This window comes from Prescottella sp. R16, from assembly GCF_030656875.1.
Classification (GTDB): Bacteria; Actinomycetota; Actinomycetes; order Mycobacteriales; family Mycobacteriaceae; genus Prescottella.
Map to the genome: position 1 here is coordinate 2,472,689 of NZ_CP130943.1, position 20,552 is coordinate 2,493,240.

19 protein-coding genes are annotated in these 20,552 nt (G+C 69.5%); 6 read left to right on the forward strand and 13 right to left on the reverse strand.

What is annotated here, in order from left to right; all coding sequences use genetic code 11:
* Positions 1-352 precede the first annotated feature (352 nt).
* Together tyrS and Q5696_RS11610 are read right to left on the reverse strand one after the other, a co-directional pair.
* Positions 353-1,630 carry a tyrosine--tRNA ligase gene (gene tyrS / locus Q5696_RS11605; protein ID WP_305091513.1) on the reverse strand — a complete coding sequence of 426 codons (1,278 nt, stop codon included), beginning with the start codon at positions 1,628-1,630 and terminating at the stop codon, positions 353-355.
* Between the two features lie 8 nt (positions 1,631-1,638).
* The gene (locus tag Q5696_RS11610; protein WP_305091514.1) at positions 1,639-2,274 is read right to left on the reverse strand and encodes a DNA-3-methyladenine glycosylase; all 636 of its coding nucleotides are present in this window, start codon (positions 2,272-2,274) and stop codon (positions 1,639-1,641) included.
* Positions 2,275-2,383: 109 nt separating this feature from the next.
* Between Q5696_RS11610 and Q5696_RS11615 the strand changes: the two genes are divergently transcribed.
* Together Q5696_RS11615 and Q5696_RS11620 are read left to right on the forward strand one after the other, a co-directional pair.
* Positions 2,384-3,112, forward strand: a complete 729-nt coding sequence (locus Q5696_RS11615; protein WP_305095251.1) for an ABC transporter ATP-binding protein — start codon at positions 2,384-2,386, stop codon at positions 3,110-3,112.
* On the forward strand, positions 3,109-3,870 hold the full coding sequence (locus Q5696_RS11620) for an ABC transporter permease (RefSeq protein WP_305091515.1): 762 nt from the start codon (positions 3,109-3,111) through the stop codon (positions 3,868-3,870). Before Q5696_RS11615 ends, Q5696_RS11620 begins: the two co-directional genes overlap by 4 nt.
* A gap of 4 nt (positions 3,871-3,874) precedes the next feature.
* Here the strand turns inward: Q5696_RS11620 and Q5696_RS11625 are convergent, their stop codons facing one another.
* The 10 genes from Q5696_RS11625 to argC all read right to left on the reverse strand — a co-directional run bounded on the left by Q5696_RS11625 (position 3,875) and on the right by argC (position 15,824).
* Positions 3,875-4,090: a Trm112 family protein gene (locus Q5696_RS11625; protein ID WP_305091516.1), complete on the reverse strand. Its 216-nt coding sequence runs from the start codon at positions 4,088-4,090 to the stop codon at positions 3,875-3,877.
* Between the two features lie 50 nt (positions 4,091-4,140).
* On the reverse strand, positions 4,141-7,107 hold the full coding sequence (locus Q5696_RS11630; protein WP_370654921.1) for an acyl-CoA synthetase: 2,967 nt from the start codon (positions 7,105-7,107) through the stop codon (positions 4,141-4,143).
* 106 nt (positions 7,108-7,213) lie between these two features.
* Positions 7,214-8,638 carry an argininosuccinate lyase gene (gene argH / locus Q5696_RS11635; RefSeq protein ID WP_305091518.1) on the reverse strand — a complete coding sequence of 475 codons (1,425 nt, stop codon included), beginning with the start codon at positions 8,636-8,638 and terminating at the stop codon, positions 7,214-7,216.
* 3 nt (positions 8,639-8,641) lie between these two features.
* Complete coding sequence (locus tag Q5696_RS11640; protein ID WP_305091519.1) at positions 8,642-9,841, reverse strand: argininosuccinate synthase; 1,200 nt, start codon at positions 9,839-9,841, stop codon at positions 8,642-8,644.
* 52 nt (positions 9,842-9,893) lie between these two features.
* Positions 9,894-10,409: an arginine repressor gene (locus Q5696_RS11645; protein WP_305095252.1), complete on the reverse strand. Its 516-nt coding sequence runs from the start codon at positions 10,407-10,409 to the stop codon at positions 9,894-9,896.
* A complete protein-coding gene (gene argF, locus Q5696_RS11650; RefSeq protein ID WP_305091520.1) occupies positions 10,406-11,347 on the reverse strand; it encodes an ornithine carbamoyltransferase in 942 nt (313 codons plus the stop codon). The genes Q5696_RS11645 and argF overlap by 4 nt, the downstream gene beginning before the upstream one ends.
* A 4-nt stretch (positions 11,348-11,351) precedes the next feature.
* The gene (locus Q5696_RS11655; RefSeq protein ID WP_305091521.1) at positions 11,352-12,569 is read right to left on the reverse strand and encodes an acetylornithine transaminase; all 1,218 of its coding nucleotides are present in this window, start codon (positions 12,567-12,569) and stop codon (positions 11,352-11,354) included.
* Positions 12,566-13,501: an acetylglutamate kinase gene (gene argB / locus Q5696_RS11660; protein ID WP_305091522.1), complete on the reverse strand. Its 936-nt coding sequence runs from the start codon at positions 13,499-13,501 to the stop codon at positions 12,566-12,568. Before argB ends, Q5696_RS11655 begins: the two co-directional genes overlap by 4 nt.
* Positions 13,498-14,745, reverse strand: coding sequence for a bifunctional glutamate N-acetyltransferase/amino-acid acetyltransferase ArgJ (gene argJ / locus Q5696_RS11665; RefSeq protein WP_305091523.1), 1,248 nt, complete (start codon positions 14,743-14,745; stop codon positions 13,498-13,500). The genes argB and argJ overlap by 4 nt, the downstream gene beginning before the upstream one ends.
* A complete protein-coding gene (argC, locus tag Q5696_RS11670; protein ID WP_305091524.1) occupies positions 14,742-15,824 on the reverse strand; it encodes an N-acetyl-gamma-glutamyl-phosphate reductase in 1,083 nt (360 codons plus the stop codon). Before argC ends, argJ begins: the two co-directional genes overlap by 4 nt.
* Before the next feature lie 96 nt (positions 15,825-15,920).
* Between argC and Q5696_RS11675 the strand changes: the two genes are divergently transcribed.
* Entirely contained in the window at positions 15,921-17,615 is a 1,695-nt protein-coding gene (locus Q5696_RS11675; RefSeq protein WP_305091525.1) for an acyl-CoA dehydrogenase family protein, read from the forward strand.
* 91 nt (positions 17,616-17,706) lie between these two features.
* Here Q5696_RS11675 and Q5696_RS11680 read toward each other — a convergent pair whose 3' ends face one another.
* The gene (locus Q5696_RS11680; RefSeq protein WP_305091526.1) at positions 17,707-18,051 is read right to left on the reverse strand and encodes a PspA/IM30 family protein; all 345 of its coding nucleotides are present in this window, start codon (positions 18,049-18,051) and stop codon (positions 17,707-17,709) included.
* Between the two features lie 520 nt (positions 18,052-18,571).
* On the opposite strand from Q5696_RS11680, the gene Q5696_RS11685 reads away from it, so the two are divergent.
* The 3 genes from Q5696_RS11685 to Q5696_RS11695 all read left to right on the forward strand — a co-directional run bounded on the left by Q5696_RS11685 (position 18,572) and on the right by Q5696_RS11695 (position 20,331).
* On the forward strand, positions 18,572-19,117 hold the full coding sequence (locus tag Q5696_RS11685; RefSeq protein ID WP_305091527.1) for an AAA family ATPase: 546 nt from the start codon (positions 18,572-18,574) through the stop codon (positions 19,115-19,117).
* A 365-nt stretch (positions 19,118-19,482) separates the two neighbouring features.
* Complete coding sequence (locus Q5696_RS21470; RefSeq protein WP_370654773.1) at positions 19,483-19,824, forward strand: hypothetical protein; 342 nt, start codon at positions 19,483-19,485, stop codon at positions 19,822-19,824.
* A gap of 12 nt (positions 19,825-19,836) precedes the next feature.
* A complete protein-coding gene (locus Q5696_RS11695; protein WP_305091528.1) occupies positions 19,837-20,331 on the forward strand; it encodes an OsmC family protein in 495 nt (164 codons plus the stop codon).
* The last annotated feature ends 221 nt before the right edge of the window (positions 20,332-20,552 follow it).

A 20,552-nucleotide genomic window follows, 5' to 3' on the forward strand; every position in this document is an offset into this window, starting at 1 on the left:
GTTCCAGCTTATCCGCTCTGACGCCCGGGAGCAAACCCGGCCACCGGAGCAGCACCTCCGAAGCGGCTCCACCACCCTACCAGGGGGTGAACACCACACAAAATCCGGAGACCGTCAGGCGCTCCCCGTACAACCTCGTTTTCCCTCGCTGACCTGTGAAGATCGCGTCCGGGTCAGTGTCCGTGTCGCTCTGACCTGGAATAAGTTACGGGTCCGATCAACCCTTTGCCAAATCGCCTGGTCAGACCCCTGCCGGCTCAGGACACTTCCGAGAAGTCCCAGGTAGACCGGAGGGGGCGGGATGATCCCGCCCCCTCCGAGGTCTCATATCGTCGACGTGATGCCGGACACGTCAGCCTGCGAGCACCTTGATGCCGGCGAAGTTCTTGCGTCCCCGTCGGACGACCAGCCACTGTCCGTGCAGCAGATCGCCGGCCTCGGGAGCCCAGTCGTCGGCGGAGATGCGCTGGTTGTTGACGTACGCGCCGCCTTCCTTGACGGCCCTGCGTGCCGCGCCCTTGCTGTCGCACAGCCCGCTCTCGACGAGCAGGTCGACGATCGTGCGCGGCTGGCCGGCACCGATCTCGGCGATCGAGGCCTCCTTCAGAGCGGACGCGAGGGTGGACTCGTCGAGCTCCGTGAGCTCCGCCCGCCCGAACAGTGCCTGGCTCGCGAGCTCGACCGCGTCGGTGTTCACCCGTCCGTGGACGAGGGTCGTCATCTCCGCGGCCAGCCGGCGCTGGGCTTCACGGGCCTGCGGGCGTTCCGCCGTCGCCGTCTCGAGCTCGGCCAGTTCCTCCTGGGTGAGGAACGTGAACCAGCGCAGGTACCGCATGACGTCGGCGTCACCGGTGTTCACGAAGTACTGGTACCAGGCGTAGGGGCTGGTCATCTCGGGATCGAGCCAGAGGCTGCCGCCACCGGTGGACTTGCCGAACTTCTTGCCGTCGGCCGAGGTGACGAGCGGCACCGTCATGGCGTGCACGGACGCGCCGTCGAGCTTCCGGTTGAGGTCGACACCGGCGACGATGTTGCCCCACTGGTCGGATCCGCCGACCTGGAGCGAGCAACCGTAGTTGCGGCGCAGGTGCACGTAGTCGTTGGCCTGCAGCAGCATGTAGCTGAACTCGGTGTACGAGATGCCGTCGGATTCGAGGCGACGCTTGACGGTGTCGCGGGCGAGCATGACGTTCACGGAGAAGTGCTTGCCGATGTCGCGCAGGAAGTCGATCGCGGACAGCTTCGACGTCCAGTTGGCGTTGTTCTCGATGATCGCGCCGGTCGGGGAATCGTCGAAGTCGACGAAACGCTCGAGCTGTCCACGGATACGCTGCGCCCAGTCGGCGACCGTGTCCGCCGAGTTCATGACCCGCTCACCGACGTCGCGAGGGTCGCCGATCATGCCGGTGGCGCCGCCGGCGAGGACGATCGGGCGGTGCCCGGCGCGCTGGAAACGCTTGAGGGCGAGCAGGGGCACGAGGTGGCCGGCGTGCAGGCTCGGTCCGGTCGGGTCGAAGCCCGCATACAACGTGACCGGCCCGGCCTCGGTTTCGCGACGCAGGGCGTCCAGATCGGTCGACTGGGCGATGAGCCCCCGCCAGGTCAGTTCGTCAAGGATGTTCTCGGTCACGCACCCGATCATCCCACCGCCGGTGCCCGCGGACTGCGCCGGTACGCCGAGACCGCGGCCGAACCGGGAACCCACAGCCGCCACGGCCGATCCGCGGCGACGGCCACCCCCACCCGCGGCCCGCTCCGGACCTCGTCGACGGAACACAGTTCGAGTGACATGCCCGGGTCGGTGCCGAACAGGTCGATTCCGTTGTGGTCGAGGGACAGTCCGAGCGCACTGCCGAGATTCCCGGGGCCGCGGGCGGCGTCGGACGGGCGGCGGATCGCGGGACGTCGCGTCGCAACCAGGTCGTCGCCGGACAGGATCTCGGCGGCACGCATGAGCACACCGCCCGCGACACCGTCGCGTCCGTACGACACGTTGGCGCAGAAGTGCATGCCGTAGCTGCGGTACACGTACAGGTGCCCGGCGTCCCCGAACATCACCGCGTTGCGCGGGGTGCGTCCGCGGTACGAGTGTGCCGCCGGATCGGGCCACGGCCCGTCCGGTTCGCCGCCGTACGTCTCGACCTCGACGATGCGGGCCCGCACGGACCCGACCGTCAGCACCGCTCCGAGTACCGCGCGTGCGGCCGTGAGCGGATGGTCGGCGTCGCGCAGGATCTCACGTCCGTTCGAGGCCACACTGCCGTTCGGGGTCACGCCCTCGATTCAACACCGGTCCGATGCGGAGGCGGCGTTGACCACGATCACCGACTGGACGACGATGTCGAGGAGTACCGTGCACGCCGGCCGAGGAATCGAGGCGGACATGACCGACTCCCCTGCTGTGGAGGCCCGCGGTCTGACCGTGCGCCGCGGTGACGTTCTCGCCCTCGACGACGTGACCGTCTCGATCCCCGCCGGATCCGTCACCGGGCTGCTCGGACCGTCGGGCTGCGGTAAGACCACGTTCATGCGGTCCGTCGTCGGGACGCAGATCGTCGAGTCCGGGGAGGTGACCGTCCTCGGCAGTCCCGCGGGGGCGTCCGGGCTGCGGCGTCGGATCGGGTACGTGACGCAGGACCCGTGCGTGTACCTCGATCTGTCGGTCCGCGACAACGTCCGCTATTTCGCCGCCACGTACGCCGCGGAATCCGATGCCGTGGACGAGACGATCGACGCCGTCGGCCTGACGAGTCACGCCCGGCACCGGGCGTCGGATCTGTCCGGGGGCCAGCTCGGACGCGTGTCGCTGGCGTGCGCGTTGGTGGGCCGCCCGGAACTCCTCGTCCTCGACGAACCGACCGTCGGCCTGGATCCGGTTCTGCGGGCCGATCTGTGGGAACACTTCGACTCGCTCGCCGCGGCCGGCACGACGCTGATCGTGTCCAGTCACGTCATGGACGAAGCCGACCACTGCGAGGGACTGCTACTGATGCGGGACGGGCGTCTCCTCGCGCACCTGGCGCCGGACGATCTGCGGGCCCGCACCGGGAAGACGAATCTCGAGGAGGCATTCCTCGCCCTCATCCGCGACCGGGTGGGGGCCGACCGATGATCGTCACACCCCGCATCTACGCGGCGAGCACCGTCCGCATCCTGCGACAGCTGCGCGGCGACCACCGGACCGTCGCGATGATCCTGGTGGTGCCGTCCCTGCTGATGGTGCTGCTGTACTTCCTGTACCAGAACGTGCCGACGCCACCCGGTGAGGTTCCACTGTTCGACCGGATCGCGATCACCATGCTCGGCATCATCCCGTTCATCGTGATGTTCCTGGTGACATCCATCGCGATGCAGCGGGAACGCAGCTCCGGCACCCTCGAGCGGCTGCTCACGACACCGTTGTCGAAACTCGATCTGCTCGGCGGCTACGGCACCGCGTTCTCACTGGCCGCCACCGCGCAGGCCGCACTGGCCTGCGGTGTCGCGTTCGGCTTCCTGGGGCTGACCACCCGCGGCTCGCTCGGCTGGGTGATCCTCATCGCCGTCGTGAACGCGGTACTCGGCGTCGCACTCGGACTGCTGTGCAGCGCATTCGCCCGCACCGAGTTCCAGGCTGTCCAGTTCATGCCCGTCATCGTCATCCCGCAACTGCTGCTGTGCGGTCTGCTCGTGCCCCGCGGCCAGCTGCCCCAATGGCTCGAGTGGGTCAGCAACGTGCTGCCGTTGAGCTACGCCGTCGAGGCGCTCCAGCAGGTCGCCACCCATCCCGGCACCACCGGGCTGATGTGGCGCGACATCGGTATCGTCGCCGGATTCGTCGTCGCCGCCCTGTGCCTCGCTGCCGCCACCCTGCGACGGCGGACGCCGTGACCGGTCAGGCGTCGGCGGCGACGCCGCGGGCGAGGTAGTCCTCGTGTGCGGCGTCGTCGACGTCCGTGGCCTCGTCGATCAGCAACACCGGGATGCCGTTCTCGATGGGGTACGCGCGCCGCAGCCGTGGGTTGTAGAGCACCTCGTCGCCGACCAACAGCAACGGCCCCTTGTCCTGCGGGCACGCCAGAATGCTGAGCAGAGTGGGATCAATAGCCACGTGCAGTCCTCTCGGGGCCGTCGTCGGTTTCGACCGGTTCAGGCTACCGGCTAGGCCGGCATCTCCCCGTAGCGGGCGGCGACGGCCTTCGTGAACCGCTTGTACCGGCCGGTGGCCGTGTCGAGATGCCACGACCGCGCACTCGGCGCCGGCAGTCCCGCCGCCTGCAATGCGGCCGAGTTCGGCCGATACGACGCACCCAGCGGGATCGTGTCGACGACGTGCACGATGTCGGGGCACTGCGCGATCGGCAACTGCCCCAGCGCCGACGTGATCTCCGCGGCGCTCGGGACCCGGCCCCCGTCGACCGTGATCGCCGCGACCGCCACCTTTCCGTCCCCCACCGGTACCCCGTAGGCGACCGCGAGACCGACCTGCGGCATCTCGCCCAGCACATCGACGATCGGCTGCGTGAACACCGGGCCACGCTCGGCTGCCACGACCGCCCGTTTGTGGTCGACGAGCCAGAAATCGCCGTCCGGATCGCGTCGGAACAGGTTCTCGGTGGGCACCCACGCGTCGCCCGCCGCGAACACCCCCCGCATGACGCCCGGCGCGAACTCGGCCCGGGTTCCCGGCCGTCCGAGCAGCAGGCCCACCTCGTCGTCGTCGCATTCGCGGACGAACCCCTGCTCGTCCTCGAGCAGTCGTCCCTCGATCGGGTCGTACGCACCGATCCGCACGTCCGCGCTACCCGGCAGCGGCCGGCCCTTGGAGCCGATCTTGGCGCCGGACACGTTCACCAGGACGACCTCGCCTTCGGTGGACGCGTAGAACTCGAGGACCCGGGCGGGTGCGAACCGTTCGGTGGTGCGCTTCCACAGGCCCGGCGGCATGCCGGAACCGATGAACAACCGGATCGGATGCCCGTCCTCGAAGCGCAGCGTCTCCGCGTCGAGGATCTCGCGCATCATCGTCCACGTGTAGCTGACGACGGTGACGCCGTAGCGGTGCACCTCCTCCGCGAAGCTCTCCGGGTTCAGCCCCCGGGACAGCGCGATCCGGGCTCCACCGGCGATCGCACCGCCGATCGTCGCCATGATGCCCGACGAATGATGCAGCGGGGCAAGGCAGTACACGGTGTCGCCGCGGCTGAGCGAGGCGGCCGACGCGGTACCGAACGCGGACAGCGCCCACCGGTAGTTGGTGATGTACTTGGCCTCGAGGCTGCCACACGCGCCGCTGAAGACCACGAACGCGAGCTCCCGCGCAAGACCGGGATCGGGCCGGTACCAGCCGGGCAGGGTCACCGCGCCGGGGTCGATCTGTTCGAGGTCGACGACGTCCGGTCCGAGTTCCACCGGGAGACCGCGGGATTCGCCGCCGCCGAGGACGAGCACCTTCTTGCCGGTCGAGACCGCGTCCGCGACATGGTCCGGGTCGGCGACGATCTTCTCGACCAGGCCCAGGCGGACGGCCTCGTCGAGGTCCCGTCCGGGCGGGAGCAGGACCGCGACGGCCCCGATCCGGGACAGTGCGGCGATCGCGACGAGCGCGCTGGGGCGGGTCGCCATGAGCACACCGACGTGATTGGCGGGACGCACCCCCGAATGGACCAGGCCGCGGACCACGTTGTCGATGCGGGCGTTGACGGCCTCGTTGGTGTGGACCCGGTCGTCGAACAGGAAGCATTCGCCCCCGGGCGCGTGCCGGCCCTGTTCGGCGAGCAGCAGCCCCAGCGAGATCCGGGAGTGCGACTGCAGCTGCCCCAACCGGACGAGCCGCGGCAGCGCCCGGGTCGCCTCGATCGAGAGTTCCTTCGTTCCGCGCACCGTGCCGGCCGCGAAATCCGCGATGCCCTTGCCGAATCCGACACCGACCTCCGCGATCGACGCGACCGTGTGGGTGATCCGGTTGGTGATGCTCACACCCGTGTCGTGGCCGGACGGCTCGTCGTGGATCATCACGTCCACCGCGTCCGGGCGCGGCCCGAGCCCCTCGCGCCAGCGCACCCAGCCGCCGGCCGTCGGCCACGTGTGCGACGCCGACGCGGACCCGACGACGAGACCGAAATGACCTGCGCGCAGCGTGGATTCGAACACCTCGGCGCGGGGTGCGGCCCGTTTGATGCCGCGAACCGCGAGCGGCTGCCCGATGTCGTCGACCTCGCCGACGAACGCGAGGATCGGGCACGTGAGCTCCGCGAGGCTGACCACGGTGTCCTTGATGACGAAACCGCCGGTCATCATGCGGTTGTGGACGATGAACTGCTTGAGCAGTTCCGCGACCGCCGGCCCCGACCACGCGACCCACCCGTCCTGCGACAGGAACCGGCGCTGCTGCTCGCGCGGCAACAGCGCATCCCGGTCGTGCAGCTGCAGGAGGAAGTCGATCCGTGATTTCGCGGTCTTCACCGGATCCAGCAGCTGAAATCCGGTGCGGGCCATCCAGCCGGCGATGGAGAACCGGGTGAACAGGTGATCGGCCAGAATGTCGGCGCCCTTGCTGGCGATCCCGGCCGGAATGTTGAACGGCAACGCGGCCAGCGTGTCCACCGGCGCACCGAACGTGACGACACTCGCGACGTTGCGGCACCGCCGATACGCGGCCGCCTGATAGCAGAACATGCCACCCTGCGAATACCCGGACAGGTGGACGTCGCGTCCGGTGTGCTCGTGCACGAGATCGACGATCTCGTCGATCGCGAGAATGTGGTCGGTGAGCGTCCGGTTCCAGCCGCCCTCCTCGGAGTCCGGGGACCCGAAATCGACGACCCACGGGTCGAGGCCCTGCCCGCGCAGGATGCCGACTGCACCCTGGTCCCGGGTGACGTCGTACACGTCCGCCGACATCATCATCGGCGGGATCAACAGGATCGGCGGGCCCACCTCGGCGGGATCGGTGTCCGGGAAGTAGCGGCGCAGCCGGTACATGGGGGCCCGCTCGACGATCCGGAACGGGGACGGTGTCGCTCCCGTTTCCAGACCGCCGAGACGGACCACCTCGAGGCCGTTCTGCGCCGTGGCGACGGCTCGCCGCAGCGATCCCACCACATAGTCGGAGGTCAGACTCACCAGTGCACTCCCCCAGCAAACCGTCGTGACTCGCGTCACAAGTCGTGTCGATGAGCCTCCACCCTACTGGGTTGGTGAACGCCGGGTAACACCGACTCGCGCGGGTCTGCTACCCGCGCGTCCACTCCCGCAGCGACCCTGCCGACCGGCGCACACCGTCGAGCTGTTCGACCACCCGCACACCCGCCGTACCACCGCGGGCACTACGCGACGCGATCGAGCCGGACACCGTCAGCACCTCGCGCACCGCCGGCGTGAGCGCCGGATCGACCCCGGCCAGCTCGGCGTCGGTGAGCTCGTCGAGCCCCACCCCGCGCCCCTCGGCGACACGCACGCACGCGCCCGCCGCCTCGTGCGCGATCCGGAACGGAACGCCCTGGCGCACCATCCATTCCGCGATGTCGGTGGCGAGGGTGAACCCGGCCGGAGCCAGTTCCGCCATCCGGTCGGTGTGGAACTCGAGGGTGGCGACCAGACCGGTGATCGCCGGCAGCAGCAGCTCGAGCTGCGCCACCGAATCGAACACCGGCTCCTTGTCCTCCTGCAGATCCCGGTTGTAGGCCAGCGGCTGCGCCTTGAGCGTTGCGAGCAGACCCGTCACGTTGCCGATGAGGCGTCCGGCCTTGCCGCGGGTCAGCTCGGAGACGTCCGGGTTCTTCTTCTGCGGCATGATCGACGACCCCGTCGACCAGGCGTCGGCGAGCGTGACGTACCCGAACTCCGGGGTGCTCCAGATGATGACCTCTTCGGCCATCCGGGACAGGTCCACCGCGATCATCGCGAACACGAACGCCGCCTCGGCCGCGAAATCCCGCGACGACGTCGCGTCGATCGAGTTCTCCGCCGCCGCATCGAACTTCAGCTCCGCCGCGATCGCATCCGGGTCCAGGCCCAGCGACGATCCGGCGAGCGCACCGGAACCGTACGGGGACACCGCGGCCCGCTTGTCGAAGTCCTGCAGCCGCTGCACGTCCCGCAGCAGCGGATGCGTGTGCGCGAGCAGGTGATGCGCCAGCAGGACCGGCTGCGCCGCCTGCAGGTGCGTCTTGCCCGGCATGACCGCGTCCGGGTGCGCCGCCGCCTGCGCCGCGAGCGCGTCGACCACGTCGAGGACACCGTCGGCGACCCGGCGGGCCGCGTCGCGCAGCCACATCCGGAACAGCGTCGCCACCTGGTCGTTGCGGGACCGTCCGGCCCGCAGCCGGCCGCCCACCTCGGGGCCGACCCGCTCGATCAGCCCGCGCTCGAGCGCACCGTGCACGTCCTCGTCCGACTCCGCCGGACCGAACGCACCGGAGGCGACGTCCGCACCGAGCCGGGTCAGACCGTCGAGCATCGTGGCCAGATCGGCGTCGCTGAGCAGACCGGCCTTGTGCAGGACCTTGGCGTGCGCCTGCGACGCCCGCACGTCGTACGGGGCGAGCGTCCAGTCGAAGTGCGTCGACTTGCTCAGCGCCGCCATGGCGGCGGCCGGTCCGGACTCGAACCGGCCGCCCCACAGGGCGCCCTCGTTGGTTCCGTGAGCGTCGCTCATGACCTAGAGGCCCAGGTCGCGCTTCGCCGCGACCTTGGAGGACAGGCCGTGGATGTTGACGAAGCCCTTCGCGTACGACTGGTCGAACGTGTCGCCCTCGTCGTAGGTGGCGAGGTTGAAGTCGTACAGCGACTCCGGGCTGCGACGGCCGTTGACGGTGATCGCGCCGCCGTGCAGGAACAGGCGGATGTCGCCGGTGACCCGCTCCTGGGTCTTCGCGACGAACGAGTCCAGCGCATCCTTGAGCGGCGAGAACCACAGGCCGTCGTACACCAGCTCGGACCAGCGCTGCTCCATCTGACGCTTGTAGCGGCCCAGCTCACGTTCGAGGGTGACGTGCTCGAGTTCCTGGTGCGCGGTGATGAGGACCATTGCGCCCGGGGCCTCGTAGATCTCGCGGCTCTTGATGCCGACGAGACGGTCCTCGACGACGTCGAGGCGGCCGACGCCCTGCGCGCCCGCCCGCTTGTTGAGCTCCTGGATGGCCTCGAGCACGGTGACCGGCTTGCCGTCGATCGCGACCGGCTTGCCCGCCTCGAAGCTGATGATCAGCTCGTCCGGGGTATTCCAGTTGAGGGTCGGGTCCTGCGTGTAGTCGTAGACGTCCTTGGTGGGGGCGTTCCACAGGTCCTCGAGGAAACCGGTCTCCACCGCGCGGCCCCACACGTTCTGGTCGATCGAGAACGGCGAACGCTTGGTGACGTTGATCGGGATGTTGTTCTCCTCGGCGAACGCGATCGCCTTCTCGCGGGTCCACGCGTAGTCACGGACCGGCGCGATGACCTCGAGGTCCGGAGCGAGGGCGCCGAAACCGACCTCGAAACGGACCTGATCGTTGCCCTTGCCGGTGCAGCCGTGCGAGACGACCGTGCCGCCGTGCGCACGCGCGGCCTCGACGATGTGCTTGACGATCAGCGGACGGCTGATGGCCGACACCAGCGGGTAACGATCCATGTACAGCGCGTTGGCCTGGATGGTCGGCAGGCAGTACTCGTTCGCGAACTCGTCGCGGGCATCCACCACGACCGACTCGACGGCACCGCAGTCGAGGGCACGCTGACGCACGACCTCCATGTCTTCGCCACCCTGGCCCAGATCGATGGCGACGGCGACGACCTCTTTGCCGGTCTCCTTGCCGATCCAGCTGATGGCCACGGAGGTGTCCAGCCCGCCCGAGTAGGCGAGTACGACGCGTTCAGCCATGGTGTGTGTGCTCCTTAAGAAAATCGAAGTGTTCGAGGGATGAGTCTAGTGGTCAGGCCAGGCGTTCGATCGCGGCGGCAAGCTCGGATCCGGTGAGCGGTTCCCGTGCCACCACCATGATCGTGTCGTCGCCGGCGATCGTGCCGACGACGTCGGGCAACGATGCCCGGTCGAGGGCGCTGGCCAGGTAGTGCGCGGCCCCCGGAGGCGTGCGCAGGACGGCGAGGTTGCCGCTGGCGTCGGTGGACACCAGCAACTCCCCCAGCAGTCGGGACAGCCGATCGGTGCCCCCGGAGACGCCCCGCACGGGCGAGCCGTCCTCCGGCACCACGTACACGCCGGCACCGCCGTCGGCAGCCCGCAACTTCACCGCACCGAGCTCCTCGAGGTCCCGCGACAGCGTCGCGTGCGACACCTCGATGCCCTCCTCCGCGAGGAGGCCGGCGAGCTCGGCCTGGCTGCGGACGTGCCGCTGCGCGACGAGCGCGGTGATCCGCGCCTGACGGCCGGCCCGGGTGTGCGCGACGGCCGCCGCCGGCGGGCGTCCGGTTCCGGGGGCGGAGGTCACGGCCGCGACCCGGTGCGCTGCGCGAGCAGCCACACGAGCAGCGCCTTCTGCGCGTGCAGCCGGTTCTCGGCCTCGTCCCACGCCGCGGACTGCGGGCCGTCGAGGACGTCGTCGGTGATCTCGTCGCCGCGGTGCGCGGGCAGGCAGTGCAGGACGACAGCGTCGGCAGCCGCCTTCGCGAGCAGGCCCGCATTGATCTGGAACGGACGGAACGGCCCGGTCCGGTCGAGTCCGTCGTCCTCCTGCCCCATCGACGTCCACGTGTCGGTGACGAGGACGTCGGCGCCGACGACCGCGGCCTCCGCGTCGTCGGTGAGAGTCACCATCGCGCCGGTCTGCTCGGCCCGTACCCGGGCGGCGTCGACGATCTCCGGGTCGGGGGTGAAACCGGCCGGGGCGGCGATCGTGACGTGCATGCCGGCGGTGACGCCGCCGAGGAGCAGCGAGTGCGCCATGTTGTTGGCACCGTCCCCGAGATACGTCAGGCGCAGGCCCTTCAGGTCGCCCTTGCGTTCGGCGATCGTCTGCAGATCGGCGAGCACCTGGCACGGGTGGAACTCGTCGGACAGTGCGTTGACGATCGGGATCGTCGCCCCCTCCGCCATCTGCTCGAGCCGTTCCTGCCCGAACGTGCGCCACACGACGGCGTCGACGAACCGGGACAGGACCCGACCGGTGTCCTGCAGCGTCTCGTCGCGGCCCAGCTGCGTCTTGCTGCCGTCGACGACGACGGCGTGGCCGCCGAGTTGCGCGATGCCCATCTCGAACGAGAAACGGGTGCGGGTGGAGTTCTTGTCGAAGATGACGCCGACGCCGCGCGGTCCCTCGAGGGGTCGGCGGGAGAACGGGTTCGCCTTGAGTTCGGCGGCCAGCGCCAGGACCTCGGCCTGCTCGGCCGGGGTCAGGTCGTCGTCGCGCAAGAAGTGACGAATCGTCATGGAGTTACTTACCTTCCGTCGGCGTCGCTGCCACGGCAGCATCCAGAATGGCGGGCAGGGCGGCGACGAAGCCTTCGGCCTGCTCCTCGGTGACGATCAGCGGCGGCGCGAGCCGCACGACACCCGGCTGGGCGGCGTTGACGAGGTAGCCGGCCTCACGCGCGGCGGTCTCGACCGCCGGCGCGACGTCGTCGGTGAGGACGACGCCGAGCAGCAGGCCCGCGCCCCGGACGTGGTCGACGAGCGGATGCCCGAGCGCCTCGATACCGGCGCGGAACACCTTGCCGATCGCGTCGGCGTGCGACACCAGATCGTCGGACGCGATCGTCTTCAGCACCGCGAGCGCGGCGGCCGCGCACACCGGGTTGCCGCCGAACGTGGTGCCGTGCTTGCCGGGGCCGAACAGGTCGGCCGCGGCGCCGGTCGCGATGCACGCACCGATCGGCATGCCGCCGCCGAGGCCCTTCGCGAGCGTCATGACGTCGGGGACGATCCCGGCGGCCTGGTGCGCGTAGAACCAGCCGGTGCGGCCGATGCCGGTCTGCACCTCGTCGAGCATGAGCAGTGCGCCGCGTTCGGCGGTGATCTTCCGGGCACCGGCGAGATAACCCTCCGGCGGGACGACGACACCACCCTCACCCATGATCGGTTCGAGCAGTACCGCGGCGGTGTCGGAGTCGACGGCCCGGTCGAGGGCGTCGAGGTCGCCGTACGGCACGTGTTCGACCCCGGCCGGCATCGGCTCGAACGGGGCCCGCTTGTCGGGCTGGCCGGTGAGCGCGAGGGCACCCATCGTGCGACCGTGGAACGCCTTCTCCGCCGCGACGATCTTGCGGCGTCCGGTGAGCCGGGCCAGTTTGAACGCGGCCTCGTTGGCCTCGGTGCCCGAGTTGCACAGGAACACCCGGCCGGTCACCTGACCGCCGTCGCCCGCGCCGAGCTGCCCGAGAAGGTGCTCGGCGAGCGCGACGGCCGGTTCGCTCGCATACAGGTTCGACACGTGCCCGAGCGTGGACAGCTGTGTCGTCACCGCCTCGACGATCGCGGGGTGGGCGTGCCCGAGCAGGTTGACGGCGATGCCGGCGAGCAGGTCCAGGTACTGCTTGCCGTCGGCGTCGGTGACGACCGCGCCCTCCCCGCGCACCAGCGCCACCCGCGGCACGCCGTAGGTGTTCATCAGTGCGCCGGACCAGCGCTGCTGGAGGTCCGTGGTGGCGGTCATTGCGGTCCTTCCGTGGTTACGGGGGTGGTGGGGGTGACCCGGGGGTGGGCGGCGGGGGTCACCATCGTTCCGATGCCCTCGCCCGTGAACAGTTCGAGCAGCACGGCGTGTGCGACGCGGCCGTCGATGACGTGGGCGGTGGGCACGCCGCCTTCGACGGCGCGCAGGCAGGCTTCCATCTTGGGGACCATGCCGGCGTCGAGTCGCGGCAACAGCTGACGCAGTGCGGCGGCGTCGATCTCGGAGGCGAGGGAGCCGCGGTCGGGCCAGTCGGTGTAGAGGCCTTCGACGTCGGTGAGGACGACGAGTTTCTCGGCGCCGATCGCCTCGGCGAGCGCCGCGGCCGCGGTGTCGGCGTTGATGTTGTGGACGACTCCGTCCTCGTCGGGTGCGATCGTGGAGACGACGGGGATGCGTCCGGCGTCGATGAGGTCGAGGACTGCGGCCGGGTCGACGTTGGTGACGTCGCCGACGAGGCCGATGTCGGTGGGTGTGCCCTCGACCTGCACGGTGCGGCGGGTCGCGGTGAACAGTCGGGCGTCCTCACCGGAGATGCCGACGGCGAACGGTCCGTGCGCGTTGATCAGGCCGACGAGTTCGCGGCCGACCTGCCCGAACAACACCATGCGGACGACGTCCATGACCTCGGGGGTGGTGACGCGGAAGCCGCCCCGGAACTCCCCTTCCATGCCGAGCCGCTTCAGCATCGCGTTGATCTGCGGGCCGCCGCCGTGCACGACGACCGGGTGGATGCCGACGGTCCGCAGGAACGCCATGTCCTGCGCGAACGCGGCCTTGAGGTCGTCGTCGATCATGGCGTTGCCGCCGTACTTGACGACGACGGTCTTGCCGTGGAACCGCTGCAGCCACGGCAGTGCCTCGGCGAGGACGTACGCCTTCTGACCCGAGGTGAGGTTCTCGATGCTGCTCATGACGAGTACGCCGAGTTCTCTTCGACGTACGCATGCGACAGGTCGGTGGTGCGGATGGTGACCTCCGCGTCGCCGATACCGAGGTCGATGCGCAGGTCGATGTCCTCACCGGACAGGTCGACCTCGCGGGCACCGGGCGCGCCGACACCGTCGATGCACACGGGGTTCCCGTCGAAGGACACCGCGATCCGGTCCGGGTCGAGTTCGATCGGGGCGATGCCGACGGCGGCGAGGACGCGGCCCCAGTTGGGGTCGGACCCGAACAGGGCCGTCTTGACGAGGCTGTCGCGGGCGACGGTGCGGGCCGCGACGAGGGCGTCGGCTTCGCTCGCAGCTCCGGCGACGGTGACCTTCACCCGCTTGGTGACGCCCTCGGCGTCGGCCATCATCTGCTCGGCGAGGTCGTCGCACACTGCGAGGACGGCGGCGTTCAGCTCGTCCTGCGACGGGCTGACACCGCTGGCGCCGGACGACAGCAGCAGCACGGTGTCGTTGGTGGAGGTGGCGCCGTCGACGTCGAGCCGGTCGAACGTCATCCGGGTGGCGTGCCGCAGAGCCTCGTCGAGCTGGGCGGCGGTGGCGACGGCATCGGTGGTGACGACGCACAGCATGGTCGCGAGCGACGGCGCGAGCATGCCGGCACCCTTGGCCATGCCGCCGACGTTCCACTTGTCCGTGTGGTGCAGCGCGGCCTGCTTGGGCACGGTGTCGGTGGTCATGATGGCGTATGCGGCGTCGGTGCCGCCGGAGATGCCGCCGGCCAGTTCGTGCACGATCTCGGTGACGCCGGCCAGGATCTTGTCCATCGGCAGCCGGTCGCCGATCAGGCCGGTGGAGCACACCGCGACCTCACCGGCACCGGTGTCGGTGCCCCAGTCGGACAGGGTCGCGGCGACGTGCTCGGCGGTCCGGTGGGAGTCCTGGAAACCGGGGGCGCCGGTGCACGCGTTGGCGCCGCCGGAGTTGAGGACGACGGCCCGCAGTGCCCCGGCCTTCAGGACCTGCTGCGACCACAGCACCGGCGCGGCCTTGACCTTGTTGGCGGTGAACACACCGGCCGCGGCCAGGTCGGGGCCCTCGTTGAACACGAGCGCGAGATCAGACTTCCCGCTGGCCTTGATGCCGGCCTGGATGCCCGCGGCCCGGAAGCCGGCCGGGGCGGTGACGCCCTGGCTGCGGATCAGCCGGCCACCGGCGGTGTGGACGGCGTCGGCGAAGTCGGTGCCGGTTGTCTGGTCGGTCACGGAGCCACTCCCACAGTGCTCAGGCCGTCGGTCTCGGGGAAGCCGAGAGCGAGGTTCATGGATTGGACGGCACCGCCGGCGGTGCCCTTGGTGAGGTTGTCGATCGCGGCGATCGCGACGAGGAGTCCGGCGTCGGCATCCACGGTGACGGCGATCTGTACGGCGTTGGAGCCGACGACGGCACCGGTCTGCGGCAGCTGCCCCTCGGGCAGGACGTGCACGAACGGCTCGTCCGCGTACGCCTTCTCGTAGACGGCGCGGATCTCGTCGGCGGTCGCGGTGGTGGGCGCGGTGCAGGTGGCGAGGATGCCGCGCGGCATCGGCGCGAGGACCGGCAGGAACGACACGGTCACGTCGGTGCCGGCGGCGGCGGACAGGTTCTGCCGGATCTCGGGGGTGTGCCGGTGGGCGCCGGCGACACCGTAGGCGCGGACCGATCCCATCACCTCGGAGCCGAGCAGATCCGCCTTGGGCGCCTTGCCCGCACCGGACGTGCCGGACACGGCGACGACGTTGACTCGCGGTTCGACGATGCCGGCGGCGACGGCCGGGGCCAGCGCGAGCGACGACACCGTCGGGTAGCAGCCGGGCACCGCGATGCGGGTGGCGCCGACCAGTGCGTCGCGGCCACCGGGCAGCTCGGGCAGACCGTACGGCCAGCTGCCGGCGTGCGGGCTGCCGTAGTACTTCTCCCACGCAGCGGCGTCGGTGAGCCGGAAGTCGGCACCGCAGTCGATGATCACCGTCGACTTCGGCAGCTGCTCCGCGAGCGCGGCCGAATGACCGTGCGGCAGGCCCAGGAAGACGACGTTGTGCCCGGCGAGGGTCTCGGCGTCGGTTGCTCCGAGGATCCGGTCGGCGAGCGGAAGCAGGTGCGGGTGGTGCGATCCGAGTGTGCTGCCGGCGTTGCCGCCTGCGGTGAGCGCACCGATCACGAGCGAGCCGTCACGGTAGGCGGGGTGGCCGAGGAGCAGGCGCAGGATCTCGCCGCCCGCGTACCCGCTCGCTCCCGCGATCGCGACCTTGATCGGCGACCGGTGTTCGGCCGCCGCTGCTCCAGCGTCTCCAGAAGTACCCATGCGGATGATTATGCACCATCATGCAAATTCATTCACGTCGAGTTTCCGGACCGCCCCACACCAGCGGCCCTACATTGGACGACAGGAGGGCGCGCGATGACGACATTCCACGAACCCACGACCGGCACGTCTCTCGGTCACCGTACGCACGACGTGGTCAACCAGGCACCACCACGGGTCGATGTCGACGAGTTCACGTCGAACGTTCCACTGGTCGACGCCGTCACCCACTACGACGCCGACTGGGCGCTCCCCCACCTGACCGAGGTGGGGACCCTCGTGGGCACCGCCGAGTTCCAGCACGCCGCGCAGCGCGCGAACACCGAGCTCCCCCGCCTGCACACCCACGACCGGTACGGCCACCGCATCGACGAGGTCGAGTACCACCCCGCCTACCACCGGGTGATCGGCGCGGCCGTCGAGCACGGCGCACACACGTCGGCATGGGCGCGGCCGCGGGCGGGCGCGAACGTGGCGCGTGCCGCAACGTTCATGCTGTTCGCCCAGGTGGAGGCCGGGCACGCCTGCCCGATCTCGATGACGCACTCGGTGGTGCCGTCTCTGATGCTCGCCCCGGACCTCGCGGCCCGCTGGCTACCGCGCGTGTATTCCCGCGACTACGACGGCGCGCTCACCGCGCCCGCCGACAAGCCGGGCGCCCTGTTCGGGATGGCGATGACCGAGAAACAGGGCGGCTCGGACGTGCGCGCCAACACCACTGTGGCGCAGCGGATCTCCGGCGACCTGTATGCGCTCACCGGGCACAAGTGGTTCTGTTCGGCGCCGATGTCGGATGCGTTCCTGGTGCTGGCTCAGGTGCCGGCAGCAGCGGAGCGGCCGGAAGACACAGGTCTCTCCTGTTTCCTGGTGCCGCGGATACTCGAGGACGGCACCCGCAACGTGTTCCGGATCCAGCGGCTCAAAGACAAGCTGGGCAACAAGTCGAATGCGTCGTCGGAGATCGAACTGGACGGCACGCTCGGACATCTGGTGGGTGAGCCGGGACGTGGGGTGCGCACGATCATCGAGATGGTGGCCCGCACCCGACTGGACTGCGTATACGGGTCGACGGCCGGGATGCGGCAGTCGGTCGCCGAGGCCCTGTGGCACGTGCGGCATCGGGCCGCGTTCGGCGCGACGCTGATCGACCAGCCGGCGATGACGGCGGTCGTCGCCGATCTGGCACTCGAATCGGAGGCGGCGACCGCGACGGCGCTGCGGCTGGCGCGGGCCCACGACGACGACGCGTCCGACACCGAGAAGGCGTTCCGGCGGCTCGCGACGGCGGTGAGCAAATACTGGATCTGCAAACGCGGACCGCACCACGCATACGAGGCGCTCGAATGTCTCGGCGGCAACGGCTACACCGAGGATTTTCCCCTGGCCCGCCGCTACCGGGAGCAGCCGGTGATGGCCGTGTGGGAGGGGTCGGGCAACGTCATCGCACTCGACGTACTGCGGGCCATGACGCGGGAACCGGAGTCGGTGGCCGCGTTCGACGCCGAACTGTCCCGCGCCCGCGGCGCGTCCACACTGTTCGACGCCCACCACGATCGGGTGCGGTCGCTGCTCGGCGAGGTCGCCGGGCTCGACACCGGAGCCGCCCAGTCCCGGGCCCGCCGGATCGCAGCCGCGATGGCCCTCGCCCTGCAGGGATCCCTGCTGCTGCAGGGCGCGCCCACCCCGGTCGCCGAAGCGTTCCTGGCCGCACGACTCGGCCCCGACCGGGACCTCGAATACGGATCCCTGCCCGCCGGAACGGATCTCGCGGCGATCCTGGAGCGGCACTGAAACCCGGTGGAGGCTGCGGGATGCGTCGGGCGGGACCGTCGAGGTCGACGAGGTGGATTCGGCGGCGGGCTGGCAGCTCCGCGAAGTACGGCTAGTCCGGGCGCTTCATCGATCGCCGGATTTCGTCGAGCTTGTCGCGGGCCGCTTTCTCCCGCGCCTCCCACTGCTCGTCGAGATCCCGGCCGGTCCGGCTACCGCGTTCGAGTTCTTCGGCGCCGAGAGCGGTTCCGAAACGTTCCTCGATCCTGTCGCGGACCCGCTCGAACGTAGGCACACCCGCCTCCGTGTAATCCGGGCTGATCGTCAGCGGCGGCGGCACCTCCGGCGGCGCCGACGGACGCGACGGATCCGGCGGAATGTTCGTGGTGGCGTGCTCGGACTCGCTCGGGTCCGCCCCCGTGTCGTTCGGGTCCGAACTGCTGCCTGAATCCACCATCACGGGCTCCTCTCACCGACCCTGTCCAGGGTAGCGAGAAGAGCCACTCGAGGGCTGGGCACTATCGAACTCGTCGTCGAGATAACCCGCAGCCACGATCGGCCCACGCACCTGACCACAGCTCGATCGCCGTACCGACCACTCGACATACCCGCATCCACCACGAGAGCCCCAACCTCCAGTGCCCGACACCGGCGGGCGCCCACACATTCACGAATCAGACAGATCGAAGACAGGGTGCAGCGCCGTCCTGCCCCAGGCACCGAACATGTTGTGGGTGAACGACTTCACATACGTGTCGACGTGACCGGGATAGGTGCAGGCGGCTTTCGTGATGGCTCGACTACTGTGATCACCAGACTCGACATATCACTGAGTCCTCGAACCAGTAGGTCTCCGGAATCACCACCGCTGCCCGAGTGGCCTTCGACGAGAGTGCCCGCGAATGCGGTGACAACCGCGACAGTTCCACCCTGATTCGCGGCACGACCCTCTGAACCCGAAAGGGGCTACGCCTGTCATGCCGACCGACTCGGCACGCTTCATCGTGATCACCGGCGGGCCCGGATCCGGAAAGAGCACCCTGATCGACCACCTACAGAACGCAGGCTTCTCGCGGTCGCACGAGGCAGGGCGGGGCGTCATCCAGGACCAGGTCGCCATCGGGGGACGCGCACTGCCGTGGAACGATCCCGAATTGTTCGCGGAGCTGATGCTCTGCTGGGAACTCCACTCCTATCGCCACGCGGCAACCCTCAGCGGACCCGTCTTCTTCGACCGGGGCATCCCCGACATCATCGGCTACCTCCGCCTCGAAGGCAGGCCCGTACCTGCACACCTTCACGCCGCCGCCTCCACTTTCCGCTACCACCCGCGCGTGTTCATCGCCCCGCCCTGGCCCGAGATCTACGAACAAGACACCGAACGCAAACAGTCACTCGCCGAGGCAGAACGAACCTACGAGTCCATGCTCACGACGTACGCCGGGTGCGGCTACGAGCTCGTGGAACTCCCCCGCGTGCCCGTGGAGGAACGCGCACGATACGTCACCGAGCGCCTCCGCTGATCACCGCGGAACTGCTTGTACACACGTCGAAGCCTCGTGCCCCTCTACGACAAACACTCCATCGCCTGCCTCGCCGCCTCGACCGCGGCGCCGTCAGCGCCTGAACCTGGGCAACTAGGCATGTCCGACAAACTGCGGCTCTATGCGACGGCCGCGTTCAGGACGGCCGGGGCGCGGTAGACGATCGCGAGCTTGTCGTAGCGGGTGGACAGCCCGCGCCACTGCTTCAAGTGGGAGAAACGTCGTTCGACAACGTTGCGTCCGCGATGGTCGACCGGGTCGAACGCCGGTGGCCGAGCAGGTGCGGAAACGTGGGGCTGTCACCGAGCCTGGCCAGGCGTGACGAGCACGACGAGGGCCAATCCGTGACCGTCGACGAGATGATGGATCTTCGTCGACAGACCGCCGCGGGATCGGCCGATCGCGTGGTCAGGCGGCTCGATCTGCGGATTCGTGTAGTTCGATGCATCCCCGGTGTTGCGGGTGGTGTTCGTGGCGTGCTGGTGCGCGCGGACGACAACACCCGAAGCCGCGACACCGGAGCAGCATCACACGCAACATTTCGTCTCGTGCTGCTACGTCTGGGGCAACCTACCGTTGACAGAGCCAGCGGCAGGAGAGCGACACATACGGATCCGAGCAACACTGAAAGCCGTAATCAGACCAATCCTGTCCCGGACAGCGGCCGGCAGTTCGCATTGGCCTGAGAGGATCGGTGCGTGCCCGAACACCACTACACCCTCACCGTCGCCTGGACCGGGAACCGAGGCGTCGGCACGGCCGATCACCGCGCCTATGGCCGCGAGCACCGAGTCTCGGCCCCGGCGAAGCCCGACCTGCCCGGCAGCTCGGATCCCGCCTTCCGGGGTGACCCCACGCGGTGGAACCCTGAGGAGCTGCTGGTCGCCTCGCTGGCTCAGTGCCACATGCTCTGGTTCCTCAGCCTGGCCGCGTCTGCCGGGATCGTGGTCACCGGGTACACCGACCGTCCCACCGGGACGATGGCCGAGGAACCCAGCGGCGCAGGGCAGTTCACCGAGGTCACGCTCAACCCCGAGGTCACGGTGTGCGACCGGAACCCCAGCGGCGCCCTCGACGCGGACCTGCTGGCCACGATCGAGTCGCTGCACCAGAAGGCGAACGAGATGTGTTTCATCGCCCGGTCGGTGAACTTCGCGGTCCGGCACCGACCCACCACACAGCTCGAGCGCTGACGCGGGCGCCGCTCCGATGAACCTGGGCATGTCAGGGTTCAGCTTCTCGGCCGTGTTCAATGGGGTGGTGATTATCCGCACACAGTCCTGGTGGCCGCGCTCCGTAGCGGCCTGATCGACTGTGTCTTCGGCCGCCTCTCCGGTGGCCGATTGCTCTCGCTTCCCGCGGGGATACCGGCCGGCGTGATGGGGTGGCCTCAATTCGAGAGGAAACCACCCAG

What these genes read in the sequence shown, in the direction of transcription:
- Q5696_RS11615 (WP_305095251.1), top strand. Translation starts at nt 2,384, where the DNA reads ATGACCGACTCCCCTGCTGTGGAGGCCCGCGGTCTGACCGTGCGCCGC.
- Q5696_RS11620 (WP_305091515.1), top strand. Translation starts at nt 3,109, where the DNA reads ATGATCGTCACACCCCGCATCTACGCGGCGAGCACCGTCCGCATCCTG.
- argH (WP_305091518.1), bottom strand. Translation starts at nt 8,638, where the DNA reads ATGAGCGACGCTCACGGAACCAACGAGGGCGCCCTGTGGGGCGGCCGG.
- Q5696_RS11640 (WP_305091519.1), bottom strand. Translation starts at nt 9,841, where the DNA reads ATGGCTGAACGCGTCGTACTCGCCTACTCGGGCGGGCTGGACACCTCC.
- argF (WP_305091520.1), bottom strand. Translation starts at nt 11,347, where the DNA reads ATGACGATTCGTCACTTCTTGCGCGACGACGACCTGACCCCGGCCGAG.
- Q5696_RS11655 (WP_305091521.1), bottom strand. Translation starts at nt 12,569, where the DNA reads ATGACCGCCACCACGGACCTCCAGCAGCGCTGGTCCGGCGCACTGATG.
- argB (WP_305091522.1), bottom strand. Translation starts at nt 13,501, where the DNA reads ATGAGCAGCATCGAGAACCTCACCTCGGGTCAGAAGGCGTACGTCCTC.
- argC (WP_305091524.1), bottom strand. Translation starts at nt 15,824, where the DNA reads ATGGGTACTTCTGGAGACGCTGGAGCAGCGGCGGCCGAACACCGGTCG.
- Q5696_RS11675 (WP_305091525.1), top strand. Translation starts at nt 15,921, where the DNA reads ATGACGACATTCCACGAACCCACGACCGGCACGTCTCTCGGTCACCGT.
- Q5696_RS11680 (WP_305091526.1), bottom strand. Translation starts at nt 18,051, where the DNA reads ATGGTGGATTCAGGCAGCAGTTCGGACCCGAACGACACGGGGGCGGAC.
- Q5696_RS11685 (WP_305091527.1), top strand. Translation starts at nt 18,572, where the DNA reads ATGCCGACCGACTCGGCACGCTTCATCGTGATCACCGGCGGGCCCGGA.